Raw genomic sequence first — 17,726 nt, 5'->3', positions numbered from 1 at the left:
TGGTTGTAATGGCTCTGTTGAAACCATCTGCCGCTGATAGGAAGTAGTGTGATAGGTATGAGTGCATATTGACATCAAAAGCTCATTCTGACATTTCTGCGTCGTGTCGGCGGACGAGACTCCCGACATACCAGAATTTCAGTACCATAGAAGCTACCCCGCTCAGCGTTGCTCGAATCGGCTTTTTCCGATAGGCGGAGACGAATGCGTATCCCGTTACAGGGATGTTGATCAAGTTGAGAACGTTCGGATACGATAATCCGAGAACACGCTGTTCTTGCTCTTCTGTCCACCATTCTTCGGCAAGCACTACTCGAGTCATCCACGCATCGTTGCTCTCTGATGGTGAGAACAGCAACGGGTTGATGGCTGTGAATACCATCGCGGTACCCGCGAGTTTTCAATTCCGATGATATACCGCGTAAAGAAGGACGGGAAGCACGAGTACGCGACTCCAGCCGCTTTTTGGGTTCGAGTGTCTCTCCCAGAAGGTTTGCTCAAACTCTTCAAGCGAGGGCATACCTACAGAGTAAGGTGCTGGCTGCAAATAGATTCGGCATCGTATCATCGCCTTGGGAGATGTGTGAGCGTTCTGTATTGATCACTGGTGGTTCGCTCCTGTCTTTTTCTAATGATTTCAGCAAGGCCTCTGAGAGTACCGGATCTACAAAACAGGTTTAGGTCTCCCGAAAATGTGTGCCTCCTGAAAGATATATGGTTGTGGAGCACTACCCCTCATTCGATGAGTACTCAAGAGACGACCGTCCGTCAACAGGCCGGCACCGTCGACGAAAACGCGCTCCGGCTCGATCAGGACAAAGCCGGACAGATCGTCGAGACACTGAACTCCGAACTGGCGAACTCGTACGTCCTCTACCACCAGCTCAAAAAGCACCACTGGGTCGTCGAGGGCGCCGAGTTCCTATCGCTGCACGAGTTCCTCGAGGAGGCCTACGAGCACGTCGAAGAGGGTGCCGACGAGATCGCCGAGCGCGCGCAGGCGCTGGGCGGCGTCCCCGTCTCGGGTCCGTCGAACCTCGAGGAGCGCGCGACCGTCGAGTTCGAGGGCGAAGACGTCTACGACGCCCGCACCATGTTCGAGAACGACCTCGAGACGTACGGCGAGATCATCGAGTCGATGCGCGGCAGCATCGACCTCGCCGAGAACCTCGGTGACCCCGCGACCGGCGAGATACTGCGCGAGATCCTCGTCGACCTCGAAGAAGACGCTCACCACTTCGAACACTACCTCGAAGACGACACGCTCGTCCTCGAGGATGCCACTCACTGAACTGGTGACCCGAATGGCACAAAAACAAGGCAGGCTCGTTCGGGAGCCCGATACGGGCGAGCGCCGTCAAGAGTGGGGCACCATCGCGGAGAACGCACTCCGGGTCGACCGCGCCGACGCTGAAGTAATCATTGACGCCCTGAGCGTCGACCACGCGGGATCGTTCAACCTGTTCTACCTGCTTCGCAAGCATTACTGGACCGCTGCAGGTGCCGAACACGAGGAGGTCGCTAACTTCCTCGAGGATGCCTACAAACGCGTGCGCGAGGTTACCGACGACCTCGCGATTCGAATCGTCGAACTCGGAGGGGTCCCGCCAAATACGCCGCCGACGATTCAGGAACGGGCCGAAGTTCATCTCGAGGCCGAGGATCTATACGATCTTCGTACCTCCCTGGACGGTGATCTCGAGGGGTATGCGACCCTGATCGTCAGTATGCGGGAACACATCGCTCTCGCAGAAAAGAGGGGCGATCCGGGCACGGCCGAACTGCTCCGTGACCACCTCGAAGACCTCGAAGCGGACGCCCACGTCATCGAGCAGTTACTCGAAGACGATACGCTCGTTCGCGCGGCGGTGTTGGAGGAACGATGACGAGTACACCACACCTCAGACGACCCGACCCGTCTCACGTCCGTCAGGAGTGGGAGACGGTCGACGATAGTGCGCTCCGTCTCGAACGGGACGTGGCTGAACAGCTGGTCACAGCCTTGAACAGCGAAGTATCGGGGCTGTATATCCTCTTCAATCAGGTGCGCAAGCATTACTGGCTCGTCGAGGGGGCCGAGTCGGGGCCACTCGGTGACTTCCTCGAGGATGCTGCCGACCGGCTCACGGAGATGACCGACGACATCGCTATTCGGATCACCGCGCTCGGCGGTGTGCCGGCCTGTGGGCCGATGGGCATCCGCCAACACGCGCCAATATTCATCGAAGACGCCCATCACTACGATGTCCGCTCGTCGCTCGAGCGTGACCTCGACGGGTACGCAACGCTCGCGGTGCAGTGGCGCGACCATATCGAACTGGCGGACCGGTTCGGCGATGTGGCGACGAGCGAACTCCTGCGCCGCCATCTGAAGACGCTCGAGGAGGACGCACACGTCCTCGATCGATACCTTGCAGACGATACGCTCGCGCTGCGCGACGCGACCAGGTGAATCGTTTCGGGGCAACCCGTAGGATTCGTTCCATCAGCGTATATACGTCCCAGATTATTCACCCGGAGAGCTATGCGATCTCGTGGGGCACGACAGTATGTTATATGAGTACAGGGAACACGATCCCCGACACCGCGGGAACCGTAATCGTCGGTGCCGGCTGCGTCGGTTGCAGCGCAGCCTACCACCTGACTCGCCTCGGACGCGAAGACGTCGTCGTGGTCGATCAGGGTCCGCTGTTCGAGACCGGCGGCTCCACCTCGCACGCGCCCGGACTGGTCTTTCAGACCTCGAGTTCCAAGCTCATGACGCGACTCGCCGCCTACACGCGTGATCTCTACTCGGAACTCGGCGACTTTCGCACGAGCGGCGGTATCGAGGTCGCCTCCACCGACGACCGGTGGCAGTACCTGAAACGGAAGCTCGAGTGGGGCCGCGCCTACGGACTCGAGGGCGGCGAACTCCTCTCGCCCGATGCGGTTGCCGACCGCGTCCCGCAGGTGAACGAGGAGACCATCCTGGGCGGCTACTACCAGCCGACGGACGGCAAAGCCCACGCCGTCGACGCCTCGGCGACGATGGCGAAACGAGCCCGAGATTCGGGAGCGAGTTTCCACGGCGAGACCACGGTGACCGACCTCGAGGTCGCCGACGGGAGTATCGAGGCCGTCGTCACCGATCGAGGTCGCATCGAGGCCGACGAGGTGCTCGTCGCGACCAACATCTGGGGACCGCTGTTCGGCGACATGGTCGGCGTCGACGTTCCGCTGGTTCCCTGCGCCCACCAGTACCTCGTCACCGACGAATTACCCGAACTCGACGGCGCGAGTCGGGAGATCGAACAGCCCGTATTGCGCCACCAGGACGCCTCGCTGTACTTCCGCCAACACGGCGAGCGCTACGGCATCGGCTCGTACAATCACGAGCCGCTGCTCGTCGATCCGGCGGACATCTACGGGCCGGAGCAACTCGAGGATCTCGGCCTCGAGTACCCGTCGCTGCGCGAGTTCACGGCAGCGCACTTCCACGAGAACACGCACCCCGACCACGAGAGGACGGCCGCCGAAGCGGCCGGCGAACTCGTCCCGTCGATCCGGGACGCCGAGTTCGAATCGGGGATCAACGGCATGTTCTGTTTCACGCCCGACGGCAACCCGATTCTCGGACCGACGGAGGAGATCGACGGCCTCTGGTGGGCGCTCGCGATCTGGGTGACTCAGTCGGGCGGCGCGGGGAGCGTGATCGCCCACTGGATGGAAGACGGAATTCCCCGTCTCGACGGGGACCGCGTGGACGCCTCGGGAGCGCACATCTCTCGGTTCCAGCCCCACGCGGGCTCGCGCGAGTACACCTGGGGACGCGGCGCTCAGCAATATCAGGAGGTCTACCAGTTGATCCACCCCCGCGAGCAGCCCCAGGGGCAGCGCGGACTCCGGCGGAGCCCGTTCTACGACCGGCAGGCGGAACTCGGTGCGGAGTTCTACGATTCGGGCGGCTGGGAAGTACCCCAGTGGTACGCGTCGAACGAGACGTTGCTCGAGGAGTACGACGTCCCCGACAGGCCGGACTGGCTCGACCTCGGCTGGTCGAAAGCGCAGGGCGTCGAGCACCAGGCCGTCCGCGACCGGGTCGCGATGGTCGACATGACCACCTACACCGGGATCGAGGTGACCGGCAACGGCGCGACCGACCTCCTCCAGGGGCTCCTGACGAACGACGTCGACGTTTCGCTGGGTCGGATCCGCTACGCGGCGATGTGCAACGAGGACGGCGGGATCCTCGCGGACGTGACGGTCGCCAGGTTCGCGGACGACCGATACGTGCTGTTCACCGGCGGCGGGAACTCCGCGACGCTGCACTCGCGGTGGATCCGCGAGCGCGCCCCGGACGACGGCTCCGTCTCGATCACGGTCCACGACTCGAGTCGCTGTGGCATCGGCGTCTTCGGCCCCGAAGCGCGAACCGTCCTCGAGCCGCTGGTGGAGGCGGACCTCTCGAACGACGCGTTCCCGTTCTACACCGCCCGAGAGACGTCCCTCGGGAGCATCCCCGTGACGATGCTCCGGCTCTCCTACGCCGGCGAACTGGGCTGGGAGCTGTACGCCCCCACGGAGTACGGCGCGCAGTTGTGGGAGACGATCGAGGACGCCGGCGAGGAACACGGCATCGTCCCGATGGGCTGGGCCGCCCTCGAGTCGACGAGCCTCGAGAAGGGGTTCCGGCTGTGGGGGTCCGACATCACCCCCGAGTACAACCCGTACGAGGCGGGGATCGGCTTCGCGGTCGACCTCGAGACCGACTTCGTCGGGAAAGAGGCGCTGATGCGGGCGCGCGAGTCGGGGCTCGAGCGCGAGATCGCGCCGATCACGCTCGACGAACCGGGTGCGCTCGTCGACTGCGGCCACCCCGTGATCGACCCGGACGACGGCGCGGTCCTCGGTCCCGTAGAGCGGGCGGGCTACGGCTACACGATCGATTCGGGGATCGCGTACGCTTACCTCCCGCCGGCGTACGCGGAGGCGGGTCGCGACGTCGAGATCGAGTACGAGAACGAGCGCTATCCGGCGACCGTCCGGGACGAACCGCTGTTCGATCCGGATCGCGAGAAGATGCTCCGGTGATCGCATGACCCGGCAGTTCGAATCCGTCACGTTCGCCGACATCGAGGCTGCTCGCGACCGGCTCGACGACGAGTCGATCATCAAACGCACGCCGGTCGAGCGGAGCACGTCGCTCGACGACCTGACCGGCGGCGAGGTCCACCTCAAGATGGAACACCTCCAGTGGACGGGTTCGTTCAAAACGCGCGGCGCGTACAACAAGATCGAACGGTGTCTCGAGGACGGCGGCGTCGATCGGGTCGTCGCGGCCAGTGCGGGTAATCACGCGCAGGGAGTCGCGCTCGCGGCGACCACGCTCGGCGTCGGATCGACGATCGTCATGCCGAAGGGTGCCCCACAGGCGAAAGTCGATGCGACTCGCGGCTACGGCGCGGACGTCGAACTCGTCGGAACGGACTTTCAGGCGGCGATGGACCACGCGACGGGTCTCGTCGGCGACGAGGGTACGGAGTTCGTCCACGCGTACGACGATCCCGCGATCGTTGCCGGACAGGGAACGCTCGGGCTCGAGATGTACGAGGACCTCCCGGCGGTGGACACAGTCGTCGTGCCGATCGGCGGCGGCGGTCTCATCTCGGGGATCGCGACCGCGTTCGCCGAACTGGCTCCGGAAATACGGATCGTCGGGGTCCAGGCCGCCGACGCCGCGACGGTCCCGGAGAGCCTCGAGAAGGGCGATCCGGTCACGCTCGATTCGGTGAACACGATCGCCGACGGCATCGCGACGGGCGGCGTCTCGGAGTTGACGCTCTCGCTCATCGAGTCGCACGTCGACGAGGTGGTGACCGTTACGGACGGCGAAATCGCCCGCGCGATTCTGCTACTGTTAGAGCGTGCGAAACAGGTCGTCGAGGGAGCGGGCGCGGCCTCGGTCGCCGCGATTCTCAGCGACGATCTGGACGTAACCGGCGAGACGGTAATGCCGTTGCTGTGCGGCGGCAACCTCGACATGACGATGCTCCAGACGGTTCTCGTTCACGCGCTGACCGACCGCGAGCAACTGTTACGGCTGCGCGTTCGGATCACCGACCGTCCCGGAAAGATGGAGGAGGTATCGGGGATCATCGCTGGACACGGCGCGAACATTCAGGCCGTCCGTCACGACCGCTCCGCTCCCGAACTCGACGTCGGTGAGGCGACGCTCGTCTTTCAGGTCGAGACGAGCGGCTCGGCCCAGTCGCGGGCGATCATCCGGTCGATCCGCGACAGCGGGTACGAGGTGACACACGTCAACGCCTGACGGACGTTCTATCCGGAACCGGTGCTGTTTTGTTTCGCTTTCACCACCTCCTACTCCGATAGCCAGACGCGCGTCCGCAGAATTGATTATAAACAGCACAGGTGATACAGACGAATCTTGATAATGGTTATTGGTATCTAACAGCATGATGTGCTATGGCGAGACACACAACGCTACCCGACGGACGAAACACCGCCGATCAGCGGTCAGTGGACCGCGTGAAACGACATAGGTTGGCGATTCCCGAAACGGGGTAACTCGCGATGAGCGAACGCGACGAAGGCACGTCGATTCGAACGTTCCTCGACGAGCTCGATTACACCGTTTTCGGTGTCGGGTTCGTCGCAACCGCAATCGTCGTGGCCGCGTTTCTCCTCCGGCCCGACGCGGCGTTCGATCGCATGGAGGGGACGAACGCGTTCCTCTGGGAGTCACTCGGCTGGGCCTACCTCGTCTCGATGTTCCTGCTGGTGGTGTTCGTCCTGTATCTGATCTTCGGGCCGTGGGGCAACATCAAACTCGGTGCCGAAGACGAAGCGCCGGCGTTTCGCTTCTCCGCGTACTTCGCGATGTTGTACTCCGCGGGAATCGCCGCCGGAATCGTGTTCTGGGGTCCGGCGGAAGCGATCTTTCACTACTCCTCGCCCTCGCCGCTATCGGGCGCAGAAGCGGAGTCGACGAGCGCTGCCGTCGCCGCCCTCCAGTACACGTTCTTCCACTGGGGCCTGTCGGCGTGGTCGGCGTACGTGATCGTGGCGATTCCGATCGCGTACTTCGCCTATCGGCGGGACGCGCCGATGCGGATTTCGACGATTATCGGCCCGATCGTCGGCTTCGACAACCTCGACGGCCCGTGGGCGAAAGCGGTCGACATCCTGGCGGTGTTCGCGACCATTGGCGGCATCGCGACCACGCTCGGGCTGGTCGGCAACCAGTTTCTCGTCGGTCTCGAGTACAGCGCCGGCGTCGGGCTGGGAGACACCGGAACGGTGCTCGTCATCACTGGCCTGACAATCGCGTTCACCCTCTCCGTCGCACTCGGCGTCGAACGGGGCATTCTTCGAATTTCGATCTTCAACATGAGCCTGTTCGCCATCCTGACCGCGGCGGCGTTCATCCTCGGACCGACGATCTACATCGTGACCGTCGGGACCCAGGCCCTCGGCGGCTACATCAACGAGTTCGTCACGATGAGCCTCTACCTCGGTGCCGGCGAAACCGGCGGGGTCGGGGCCGACGGCGACTTCGTCGGCGCCTGGACTATCTTCTACTGGGCGTGGTGGTTCTCGTGGGCACCGTTCGTCGGACTGTTCATTGCCCGCATCTCCCGCGGACGGACCGTCCGCCAGGTCGCCGCGACGGGCGTTCTCGCCTCGACGGGCGTCACGATCCCGTGGTTCGCCACGATGGGCGGCACGTCGATCTACATGCAGTCTTCCGGACAGACCGATATCCTCGGAACGCTCGAGGCGTGGGGCTTCGACGAGGCCGTCGCCGGGTATCCGCTATTCGAAGCGCTTCCGGCCGGAGAGCTCCTGACGGTTCTGTTCTTGGTACTGGTGACGACCTTCTTCATCACCTCAGCGGACTCATCGACGCTCGCACTCGCCATGCTCACCACCGGCGGGAAGGAAGAGCCGTCGACGATCAATCGCGTCATCTGGGGCGGACTGATGGGTGCACTCGCCTCGCTGCTGATGGTCGGCGGCGGCACCGAGGCGCTCCAGCAGGCCGCCATCATCGCCGGCGGCCCCTTCGCGATCATCACGCTGCTCGCCGTCGCAGTAATGATACTGACGTTCGGCGGTCAGCGGGCGGTCTTCCTCGAGGAGACCGAGTCGACGTCGGCGTCGACCGGGGTGTCGGCGTCCGAGGACGATTGAACCTCGAGGTCCTCCCCATCGCTTGTCGTCGACCACGATCGTCGTTCCCGACGGAAACTACGCCGCTGCTGTCACGGAATTCTTCGCGCGGCAAAAGACAGCCGAGGGCGGAGCAGCTATATGAATTCCCGCTGGAAACGATACCCGTGCAACCACTTTCAGTATCGGGACCGTGGGATCTTCGGCTCGATCCCGAGCGCGACGGATATGTCGAAGAGCCGTCCGATGACGATGTCGACGGGACCATTTTCCTCCCCGGGACGACTGACGAGTACGGCTACGGGAACGAAGTCGATGATCAACCGCGCGATCACCTCCAGCGGACTCACCGGTACGAGGGGGCAGCGTGGTACCGCCGCACCGTCTCTCTCCCTGATTCTTGGGCGGACAAACGCGTGACGCTCTCGCTCGAGCGAACCAGACCGACGGCGATCTGGGTCGACGGGGAACACATCGGCTCACGAGAGTGTCTGAGTACCCCGCACGTCTACGACCTCACTGGGGCGATCGGGCCCGGCGAGCACGAACTCGCCATCCGAGTCGACAACGCTGACGATTCGATGGATCGTCCGGGCGTTCGCCGATCGCACGCGAGCACCGAACACACACAGACCAACTGGAACGGCGTCGTCGGTGACCTCCGATTGGACGCGACACCACCAGTCTGGATCGAAAGCGTCCGAACGAACCCGGACCCGAGCGAGAACGCGGTCGACCTCACGGTACGCCTCAATAACGTCACGGAGACCGCTCAGCAGGGAACGCTCACGGCCGCTGCCCGGAGCGTGACCACCGGTGAGACCCACGTCGTAGACGCCGTCGACCGGTCCGTCTCGGTCGATGCCGGTGACGGATCGGAGCCGGGTCGAACGACTCTCGAGTTCACGTACGACCTCGGGCCCGACGCGCTCACGTGGGACGAGTTCTCGCCGGCGGTCTACGACCTGACCGTTTCGCTCGAGACAGCGGGGAGCGGGAACGCCTACGTCAGCGAGTTCGAGACCACGTTCGGCCTCCGCGAGTTCGAAGCCGACGGGACGCAGTTTGCGATCAACGGAACGACGATCTTCCTGCGCGGTCGGACGGATTGCTGTGTCTTCCCCGACACCGCGTATCCGCCGACGACGACCGCCGAATGGATCGACCACATGGAGACCGCCAAAGAGTACGGCATCAACCACTACCGCTTTCACAGCTGGTGTCCGCCGGAGGCCGCCTTCGAGGCGGCAGACCGGGTCGGGATCTATCTGCAACCGGAGTGCTCCCAGTGGAACTTCGGCACCTCGCTCGACGACGATGACGGTTACGCATACTACAGGCGAGAGGCCGAGCGCATTCTCGAGGCCTACGGCAACCACCCCTCGTTCGTCTGTTTCACACTCGGCAACGAAAACAAGGGCGACGAAGATCGGATGGCCGAACTCGTCCGCCACTGTCGAGCGCTCGACGACCGCCGGCTGTACGCCTACGGGGCGAACAACTTCCTCACCTCGCCACACCCCGGAGCGGCTGACAACTTCTTTATCACCGCCAACGTTCCCGAGGATCCCGCGGCCAGCCACTGGGACGTCGACCGAACGCCCATCCGCGGAACCGGACACGTTAACGATTCCCCGCCGTCGACGACCGTCGACTACGAGAAAAAACTCGAGCCCTACGACCTCCCCGTCGTGGGTCACGAAATCGGCCAGTACCAGATCTACCCCGACTACGATGAGAGACGGAAGTATCGCGGGGTGCTTCGGGCCCGGAATCTCGAGCGATTCGAGCGCTCACTTGCCGACCGCTACATGGACGGTTCCGATACGGATTTTCAGGCCGCGTCCGGGGCGCTTTCGGTCGCGTGCTATCGCGAAGATATCGAAGCCGCGTTCCGGACGGACGGCTTCGGCGGCTTCCAGCTGCTCGGCCTCGACGACTTCCCGGGCCAAGGAACTGCGATGATCGGTATTCTCGACTCGTTCATGGAGTCGAAGGGGCTGATCGAGCCCCACGAATGGCGTCGTTTTTGTGACGCGCGCGTCCCCCTTCTCTCGTTCGACCGGTACGCCGTCACAACTGACGACAACTTCACGGCCGAGGCGATGCTCGCTAACTACGGTCCCGGAACGATCGCGGACGCGAACGCAACCTGGTCGATCGCGACGCGTGACGGGACGAAAATCGCCACCGGCGACCTCAAACGGAGTGACGTCGAACAGGGCAGTCTAGCGACCCTCGGGACGATCGATGCCTCGCTCGATGCCGTCGACGCGCCCGCTCGGGCCGAGATAACCCTCACGATCGAGGGCGAAGAACTCGAGGACGGTTCCGCTGTCGACCTGCGAACAGCTTATCCGATCTGGGTCTATCCCGAGACCCCTGAGGCTACAGTTGACGCCGACGAAATCGGCGTTTCTCGGCGCTTCGACGAGGCGACTCGAGCGCGACTGGAGGACGGGGAGACGATCCTCTTGCTCCCGGAGTCGAGCGCGCTCCGATACAGTCTCGAGGGGGCGTTCCAGCCGGATTTCTGGAACTACGAGATCTTCAAACGAAACGGCAAGCCGGGAACCCTCGGGATGACGACGGATGCGGATCATCCGCTGTTCAACGCCTTTCCTACCGAGGGTCACACGAACTGGCAGTGGTGGCCCCTCCTGCGGCGCTCGCGACCGATCGTTCTCGACGATGCACCCGCCGAATTCGAGCCCACCGTACAGATCATCGATACGATCTACCGAAACCACAAGCTAGGCGTCTACTTCGAAACCGCCGTTGGCGACGGCAAACTCGCGGTCTGTACGCTGGATCTCTCCGGAGACGATCCCGTGGTCCGGCAGTTCCGACAGAGCCTCGAGTCCTACCTCGTGTCCGAATCGTTCGACCCGGATCCCACGCTCTCAACCGGCGTTCTCGACAGCCTTCTCGATGCTGGACAGGACGAAGAACGCGTCTACGGCGACGACGCTGGCGCGTGGGTGGACCACGACTGATCTGTCCACGGATCAAGACTCGTGGCGGACTCGAACGAACGATGGATCGTTCCCGGTGGACGACCGTGATGGCGATCAAACTCAGAACGGTTCTCACTGTCTTCAGCTTCTGGTTGAAAGGGATCTGAAGCCTGATCTCGACGCAACCTCGAGAGCGTACTCTGGGAGCCGACTGTCGTGATAGTTCAACCGTCGGTGTAAATCATTTAACATCTCGGCCGAGGTACGTCTATGCAGATGATCACGCTGTTTGCACTCACGTTCGATTTCGGAGACGGCACGAAGAACGTCCGTGATGAACGCTACGACTGCCAGGAACACGAATTTCGACGGTTCGATGACGCAACGGTCGTCGTCCGAACCGAAGACGGAGATCACGTATCGTCCGGTCCGGAAGCAATCCCGACGAACCTCTTCTCTGAGGGAGGCGCCAGGCGAGAGACAGTCGTGGCTGAAGGGGTCGTTGCCTGATGTGTACTCGCTTAGTCTACCTCGGCCGCGACGGCCGTGTGATCACGGGCCGCTCGATGGACTGGAAAGAGGATATCGGCACCAATATCTGGGCACTACCCCGCGGCAGTGAACGCAGCGGAGAGGTCGGTCCGGCTTCGATGACCTGGACGGCTGAATACGGGAGCGTGGTTGCTACCGCCTACGACATCGCCACGACCGACGGCATGAACGAAGCGGGCCTCATGGCCAATTTGCTGTGGCTGCCCGAATCGGCGTATTCGGACTGGGACGGCGAAACGCCCGCCATGTCGATCTCGCTGTGGGCGCAGTACATGCTCGACAACTTCGCCACCGTCGCCGAGGCCGTAGAGCATGCCCGCAACGAAGATTTCGCGATCGTAACCGAACAGGTCCCGGGCGACGATCGGCTGGCGGCGCTGCACCTATCCCTGTCGGACGCGACCGGTGACAGCGCGATCATGGAGTACATCGACGGCGAACTGGTCGTTCACCACGGCCGCGACTATCAGGTGATGACCAACTCGCCGACGTTCGACAAGCAACTCGCACTGGTCGAGTACTGGGACGAGATCGGTGGAACGGTCATGTTACCCGGCACGAACCGGCCGGCCGACCGGTTCGCGAGGGCACGCTTCTACGTCGATGCGGTTCCACAGGTCGCGGACCGCGCCACCGCGACCGCCAGCGTGTTCAGCGTGATCCGCAACGTGTCCGTCCCCCACGGTATCAGCACGCCGGATGCGCCGCATATCTCCTCGACGCGCTGGCGAACCGTTGCGGATCACAAAGATCGGATCTACTACTTCGAGTCGGCCCTCATGCCCAACGCGTTCTGGCTGGAACTCGACGAGATCGATTTCTCGCCCGAATCCGACGCTCAGGTGCTGCGACTGGGACCGGAGCAGTCCAACGTTTTTGCTGGCGACGCGTCCGATCAGATGGCCACCGCTGAACCCTTCTCGTTTCTCGGTCCACAAACCGCGTAGCGCTCGTTCGTACGATCTCTCGAGGCCATCACGGGGCTTCGATCGCCTGCTGCCTTCGGTTCCGATTGTCTCGTCGAAGGCGGCCTCGAACGCGTCGAAATCGCCTCCGAGGACCGTTCGTGCGCCGCCCCCTCACTCCGTTTTGAGGAGGCACTCTCGGACGTATCGCTCGAACGCGCTACGCGCCGCTTCGAGTACGTCGTCGTTACTGGTTACGCGTTGGGTCATCGTACCGGCGAACACGATCTGGAAGAACGCCGCCGTTTCCTGGGGATCGATGTCCTGGAAGAGGCCCTGTTCTATACCCGACCGGATCGTGTGTGCGACGTGTTTTCGGACGAACTGATCGCTTCGAGTGAAATACTCTCGGTAGTCCTCGTCGTGAGCAGCCTGCGCGCGCAACTCGACGAACGCTCGCGTAAAATCGGTGCTCGTCTCCAGATCTCCGAACCCGAACGTTTGATCGACGATCTCCTCGACGTGCTCGTCGGCTCCCCCGTCTCGATATGTCGGCATCTGTCCCTCGAGTTGATCCAGCATAAATTCGAGAAAATCCAGGAGCAGTTCGTCTTTGCTATCGTAGTGGTGATACAACAGCGATTTGCTCTTCGGGAACTCGTCCCCGATCCGCTGGATCGTCAGTTCGCTGTAGCCGTGCTCACAGAGCGCGTCGTACGTCGCTTTCATGATGGCGGCTCGAGTATCGTCCGGATCCTCGAAACACGATGGGAATTGCGTCATCGTGATCGCTTCCCGGCCGATCGAAAGTGCGGTCCGAAGGTCGTTCGTCGGAACGATACGCGACCGCCGTCCGAACGAATAGTCGATAGCCATCCGTCTCGCACCGGTACTCCGCCGGCTATTTCGGCACTGGGCCGTCTCCGATTCGATTCTGTAACACCCTCCATTCTGACTACCGTATACTCTCACTACCTATAAAAGTTGATTGAACGGTCAACCACAAACGACGGCTGCGCGTCCTTCAATTCGGCCGACGGACGTTGACGGGACGGCCTGAAGTGAGAAAGTTCATAAGCACTGATTGAATATTCAGTCACTATATGATCGAGGAACCGAGACGGGCCACCGAAAGGGGGACGGTACCGATCGAAGCCACGGAATCCTTTCGCCCATCGCGGAGAACAGCGTCGAACCGGTCGCGAATTACGCTCCGGCAGCGTCGGTTCGAATACGGCTCTCGACGGAGCGTTCGGCAATGAATTCGATTCGGTTCCGACCGCTGACGGTCGCCGTATCGATCCCTCGAGGTCGCGATCGGCGCTCGTTCACTCCGAGTAACGTGAACAGCAACACGGTTCGCGGAGGCCGGTTCGACGTATGAGCTGGACCGACCGAGTCGCCGGGGTGGTCACGGATTACAGTCGACCCGTGATCGCCATCATGCTCATTCTCACGGTCGTCGCGGGTGCCGGTGCCGGCATGATCGAGCAGTCCTCGTCGCTCGATCAGTTCCAGAGCGACACCGAGGAAGCGCAGAAAATGGAGTACGTCGAGGAGAACTTCTCGACCGGTCCGGACAACACGTCGTCGGCGCAGGTGATCGTCAGGGGTGAGAACGTACTCTCCCAAGAATCGCTGCTCGAGACGCTCCGCTTGCAACAGTTGTTCCGGGAAAACGAAACGGTCAACCGGACGCTCGTCGACGACCAGCCGACGGTCGGCGTAGCGAACCTCGTCGCGATATCGTCGCTGACCGGCGATCAACAGCGCGAACTGGAGGCGACGGCGGCGGAGTTCGAACAGGTGAACGCGACCGTTCAGGAGGAACGCGCCGCGATAGAACGACGGAGCGACGAACTGAACGCCACCCAGCAGGAACTCCGCGCGGCGCTCGAGACGCTCCAGGAGGACCCGTCGGCATCGCCGCGTGCGCAGTTCGAAGCCGCCGACGAGAACTCGCCGGTCGACCTGAACGAGTCGCAGTACGCGACGTTCGACGAGGCGACACAGCTCCTCCGTGACGCCGAGAACGAGTCACAGGTCGAGGAGGCCTATCGACTCGGTACCCAGGGCGTCCTCGCCGACGAGTACGAGGCCCTCGAACAGCGCAGCGCCGACCTCGAGTCATCGGCCGATCGACTCGAGGAACTCGGCGCGCAACTCGAGGAACAGCAGGCGGCCATCGAGAACGCTTCGTCGGCGTCGCTCGACGAACAGATCGACGCGATCGATTCGATGAACGCCACGGAGTACGAACGCGCGCTCGGTGCCGTCCTGAGCGAGGACTCCGCCGGGCAGATGAACGGACTGGCGTTCATGCCGACGAGCTACGAGACGGGTTCGACGAGCGCGAACGCGACGATGTTACTGGTCACACACCAGACCGACGGTGGCGGCGGCCAGGAGGGGACGGCGTCCGACGCGCTCGTCGACGCGCAACTGGCTATGCAGTCCATCGCGAACGACGAACTCGAGTCCAGCGGGTCCGACGTCATCGTCTTCGGCGGCGGCATCATGGGCGAAGAGATCAACAACTCGATGGGCGACAGCTTAGCGATCGTCGGCCCGCTCGCGCTGTTGTTCGTCGTCGTCGCCCTGATCGTCGCCTACCGCGATCTGCTGGACATCCTGCTCGGCCTGTTCGGCATCGCCACCGTCCTCGTCTGGACGTTCGGCTTCATGGGCTGGGTCGGGATCGACTTCAACCAGATGTTCATCGCGGTCCCAGTACTGCTCATCGGGCTCTCGATCGACTACGCGATCCACATATTCATGCGCCACCGCGAACAGCGTCACGCGGGCGGTGCGTACGACAGCGACGACGCCCGCGGCTCGATGCGGGTGGCGCTGGCCGGCGTCGGTATCGCGCTCGTGTTGGTGACGGCGACGACGGCCATCGGATTCCTCTCGAACCTCACGAGTCCGGTACCGCCGATTCAGGACTTCGGCATCGTGAGCGCGGTCGGCATCACGGCCGCCCTGCTCGTGTTCGTGACCTTGATCCCGGCGCTCAAAATCGAACTCGACGGGTTCCTCGAGAACCGCGGGTTCGATCGGAGAAAGCGCGCGTTCGGAACGGGCGGTGGCCGATTCAGCCAGCTCTTGTCCACCGGTTCGACGGCGGCGCGACGGATTCCGATCGTCGTCATCCTCGTCGCGGTCCTCGTGAGTGCGGGCGGTGCGTACGGCGCGACGCAGGTCGACACCAGCTTCAATCAGGAGGACTTCATCGCGGAGGACCCGCCGGAGTGGACGAACAACCTCCCCGGACCGCTCCAGCCCGGCGACTACTCGATGAAGGAGAACCTCGAGTTCGTCAACCAGAACTTCGTCAGGGAGGACTCCCAGGCGCAGATTCTCGTCGAGGGGAACGTAACCGATCCGGAGACGTTACAGCGGCTCTCCCAGGCCGAGACCGAGGCCGCTGACAGCGACGTCGCCGTCACCCTCTCGAGCGGCGAGGCCGACGTCCAGAGTCCCCTCCGGACGATGCGACAGGTCGCAGCCGAGAACGACTCGTTCAACGAATCGTTCACCGCGGCCGACACCGACGGTGACGGGGTTCCCGACGAGAACGTCACGGCGCTGTACGACCAGCTGTACGAGACCGACGAAGAAGCCGCGAGTCAGGTGCTTCACCGGACCGACGACGGTGAGTACGAGGCCGTTCGGATGGTCGTCTCGACGAGCGGGACCGCGGCCATGAGCGACGTGACGAGCGAGATGGGATCCATCGCCAACGGCATCGACGGGAACGGACTCGAAGCCACCGCGACCGGACAGACGATCCTGTTCGATATCGTCCAAGAGCAGTTGATGGACACAGTCATCGAGAGCCTGCTGATCACGCTCGTGGCCGTCTTCGCCTTCCTGATGATCGCCTACCGAATCACGAAAGGAAGCGCGACCCTCGGCGTGGTGACGCTCCTCCCCGTCGTGTTCAGCGTCTCGTGGATTCTCGGGACGATGTACCTGCTCGAGATCCCGTTCAACGTCATGACGGGGATGATCACGAGCCTCACCGTCGGGCTCGGTGTCGCCTACAGCATCCACATGAGCGAGCGGTACAGTCTGGAACTGGAACGCACCGGATCGGTCTGGGAGGCGATGTCCCGAACCGTCACCGGAACCGGCGGCGCACTGCTGGGGAGCGCGGCGACGACCGTCGGCGGATTCGGCGTCCTCGCGTTCGCCATCCTCCCGCCGCTACAGCAGTTCGGTATCATCACCGGGATGACGATCATCTACGCGTTCCTCGCGAGCGTGCTTGTTCTCCCGAGCCTGCTCGTGGTCTGGACGAAGTATCTCGGTCCCGACGTCTCGTTCGACGCACCGAGCAGTTCGACCGCACCCACGGTCAGCGACGGCGGTCAGCCGGCGGATCAACCGAATAGCGAGGACTGAACTGGACCGCGGCGTCCAGACCGCTCTCGTGATCCCGTTCGAGAGGTGGTCGCCCGAACGAGTGGCGCCGTTCGTTCGTCGACGTGACACCCTTTCACGCGGATGGCGCAGCGTCTCGGCTCCCACAGCTTCGGCCGCTGCCGTACCCGCGAACCGCCTCGAGGCCAAGTGGCTCGAGACGAAATGGAGCAGTTGCCGATTCAGCGGTTGAACGCCGCGTTAGTAGTTGATATCTGAACGAACGCTGTTCTTGCTCTCCACATCACAACGATCCGAAACACGATACACAGATCGGCCCCTCGCTCATCGACCGTACATGATGTACGACAACACGACGAAGGCTACTGTTATTCCACCAAGGAACACGCTCAGTATAGCAATAGGTGATGGAGGCAGGACAAATCTGAACCCGAGCAACAGTACAGCGCCGGAAACGACGGAAAGAATGATCAGGAAGGCCCCGGTCTGCCACTCTTCGATAAAATCCACCACATTCTTTTCAGCCATACTCCACGTACGAACGGTCTCCCAATAACGATTCTGGTGATAGGTTGCAGTTGTAACGAGTCATAGTTTCATGCAAATTAATGTGCAAAAAAGATTGTCTCGACAGAACCGACGATTCAACAACTGAAGTCACATTGCTAGTCGATCCTGAGCGAAGGCTATCCTTGATCTCCACATCACAACGATTCGAGAACACGATACGCAGATCGAAACATCGCTGATA

The 17,726-nt window shown here is 62.5% G+C and carries 13 protein-coding genes and 1 pseudogene; 11 read left to right on the top strand and 3 right to left on the bottom strand.

The genetic code is table 11. The features are described 5' to 3' along the window. Positions 1 to 82 precede the first annotated feature (82 nt). Positions 83 to 382: a DUF6653 family protein gene (locus DWB23_RS24030; RefSeq protein WP_394341751.1), complete on the bottom strand. Its 300-nt coding sequence runs from the start codon at positions 380 to 382 to the stop codon at positions 83 to 85. Positions 383 to 742: 360 nt separating this feature from the next. Between DWB23_RS24030 and dpsA (DWB23_RS14665) the strand changes: the two genes are divergently transcribed. From dpsA (DWB23_RS14665) to DWB23_RS14625, 9 genes are all read left to right on the top strand, one after another. Further along, positions 743 to 1,291 carry a DNA starvation/stationary phase protection protein DpsA gene (gene dpsA, locus DWB23_RS14665; RefSeq protein ID WP_121743544.1) on the top strand — a complete coding sequence of 183 codons (549 nt, stop codon included), beginning with the start codon at positions 743 to 745 and terminating at the stop codon, positions 1,289 to 1,291. Positions 1,292 to 1,304: 13 nt separating this feature from the next. Next, positions 1,305 to 1,886 carry a DNA starvation/stationary phase protection protein DpsA gene (dpsA, locus tag DWB23_RS14660; RefSeq protein WP_121743689.1) on the top strand — a complete coding sequence of 194 codons (582 nt, stop codon included), beginning with the start codon at positions 1,305 to 1,307 and terminating at the stop codon, positions 1,884 to 1,886. Then, positions 1,883 to 2,452 (top strand): DNA starvation/stationary phase protection protein DpsA, encoded by a 570-nt coding sequence (gene dpsA / locus DWB23_RS14655; protein ID WP_121743543.1) that lies wholly within the window; start codon positions 1,883 to 1,885, stop codon positions 2,450 to 2,452. The genes dpsA (DWB23_RS14660) and dpsA (DWB23_RS14655) overlap by 4 nt, the downstream gene beginning before the upstream one ends. Positions 2,453 to 2,556: 104 nt before the next feature. Further along, the gene (locus DWB23_RS14650) at positions 2,557 to 5,073 is read left to right on the top strand and encodes a GcvT family protein (protein ID WP_121743542.1); all 2,517 of its coding nucleotides are present in this window, start codon (positions 2,557 to 2,559) and stop codon (positions 5,071 to 5,073) included. Between the two features lie 4 nt (positions 5,074 to 5,077). Further along, complete coding sequence (ilvA, locus tag DWB23_RS14645) at positions 5,078 to 6,313, top strand: threonine ammonia-lyase (protein WP_121743541.1); 1,236 nt, start codon at positions 5,078 to 5,080, stop codon at positions 6,311 to 6,313. A 263-nt stretch (positions 6,314 to 6,576) separates the two neighbouring features. Further along, positions 6,577 to 8,196 (top strand): BCCT family transporter, encoded by a 1,620-nt coding sequence (locus DWB23_RS14640; protein WP_121743540.1) that lies wholly within the window; start codon positions 6,577 to 6,579, stop codon positions 8,194 to 8,196. 146 nt (positions 8,197 to 8,342) lie between these two features. Continuing rightward, on the top strand, positions 8,343 to 11,171 hold the full coding sequence (locus DWB23_RS14635) for a sugar-binding domain-containing protein (RefSeq protein WP_121743539.1): 2,829 nt from the start codon (positions 8,343 to 8,345) through the stop codon (positions 11,169 to 11,171). Positions 11,172 to 11,402: 231 nt separating this feature from the next. Further along, positions 11,403 to 11,642 (top strand): hypothetical protein, encoded by a 240-nt coding sequence (locus DWB23_RS14630; protein ID WP_121743538.1) that lies wholly within the window; start codon positions 11,403 to 11,405, stop codon positions 11,640 to 11,642. Next, positions 11,642 to 12,631 carry a linear amide C-N hydrolase gene (locus DWB23_RS14625; protein ID WP_121743537.1) on the top strand — a complete coding sequence of 330 codons (990 nt, stop codon included), beginning with the start codon at positions 11,642 to 11,644 and terminating at the stop codon, positions 12,629 to 12,631. The genes DWB23_RS14630 and DWB23_RS14625 overlap by 1 nt, the downstream gene beginning before the upstream one ends. Before the next feature lie 132 nt (positions 12,632 to 12,763). Here the strand turns inward: DWB23_RS14625 and DWB23_RS14620 are convergent, their stop codons facing one another. Beyond that, the gene (locus tag DWB23_RS14620; RefSeq protein WP_121743688.1) at positions 12,764 to 13,372 is read right to left on the bottom strand and encodes a TetR/AcrR family transcriptional regulator; all 609 of its coding nucleotides are present in this window, start codon (positions 13,370 to 13,372) and stop codon (positions 12,764 to 12,766) included. Positions 13,373 to 13,969: 597 nt separating this feature from the next. Between DWB23_RS14620 and DWB23_RS14615 the strand changes: the two genes are divergently transcribed. Continuing rightward, the gene (locus DWB23_RS14615; protein ID WP_121743536.1) at positions 13,970 to 16,996 is read left to right on the top strand and encodes an efflux RND transporter permease subunit; all 3,027 of its coding nucleotides are present in this window, start codon (positions 13,970 to 13,972) and stop codon (positions 16,994 to 16,996) included. A gap of 303 nt (positions 16,997 to 17,299) precedes the next feature. Here the strand turns inward: DWB23_RS14615 and DWB23_RS14610 are convergent, their stop codons facing one another. Further along, positions 17,300 to 17,503, bottom strand: coding sequence for a hypothetical protein (locus DWB23_RS14610; RefSeq protein WP_121743535.1), 204 nt, complete (start codon positions 17,501 to 17,503; stop codon positions 17,300 to 17,302). Between the two features lie 105 nt (positions 17,504 to 17,608). Here DWB23_RS14610 and DWB23_RS24025 point away from each other — a divergent pair. Next, positions 17,609 to 17,726: pseudogene (locus tag DWB23_RS24025) on the top strand (IS5/IS1182 family transposase); the annotation flags it as partial.

Source organism: Natronorubrum halophilum (assembly GCF_003670115.1).
In the GTDB taxonomy this organism is placed as follows: domain Archaea; phylum Halobacteriota; class Halobacteria; order Halobacteriales; family Natrialbaceae; genus Natronorubrum; species Natronorubrum halophilum.
The sequence above is the reverse complement of the archived record's forward strand: the minus strand, read 5'-3'. Positions and strand labels throughout refer to the sequence as shown.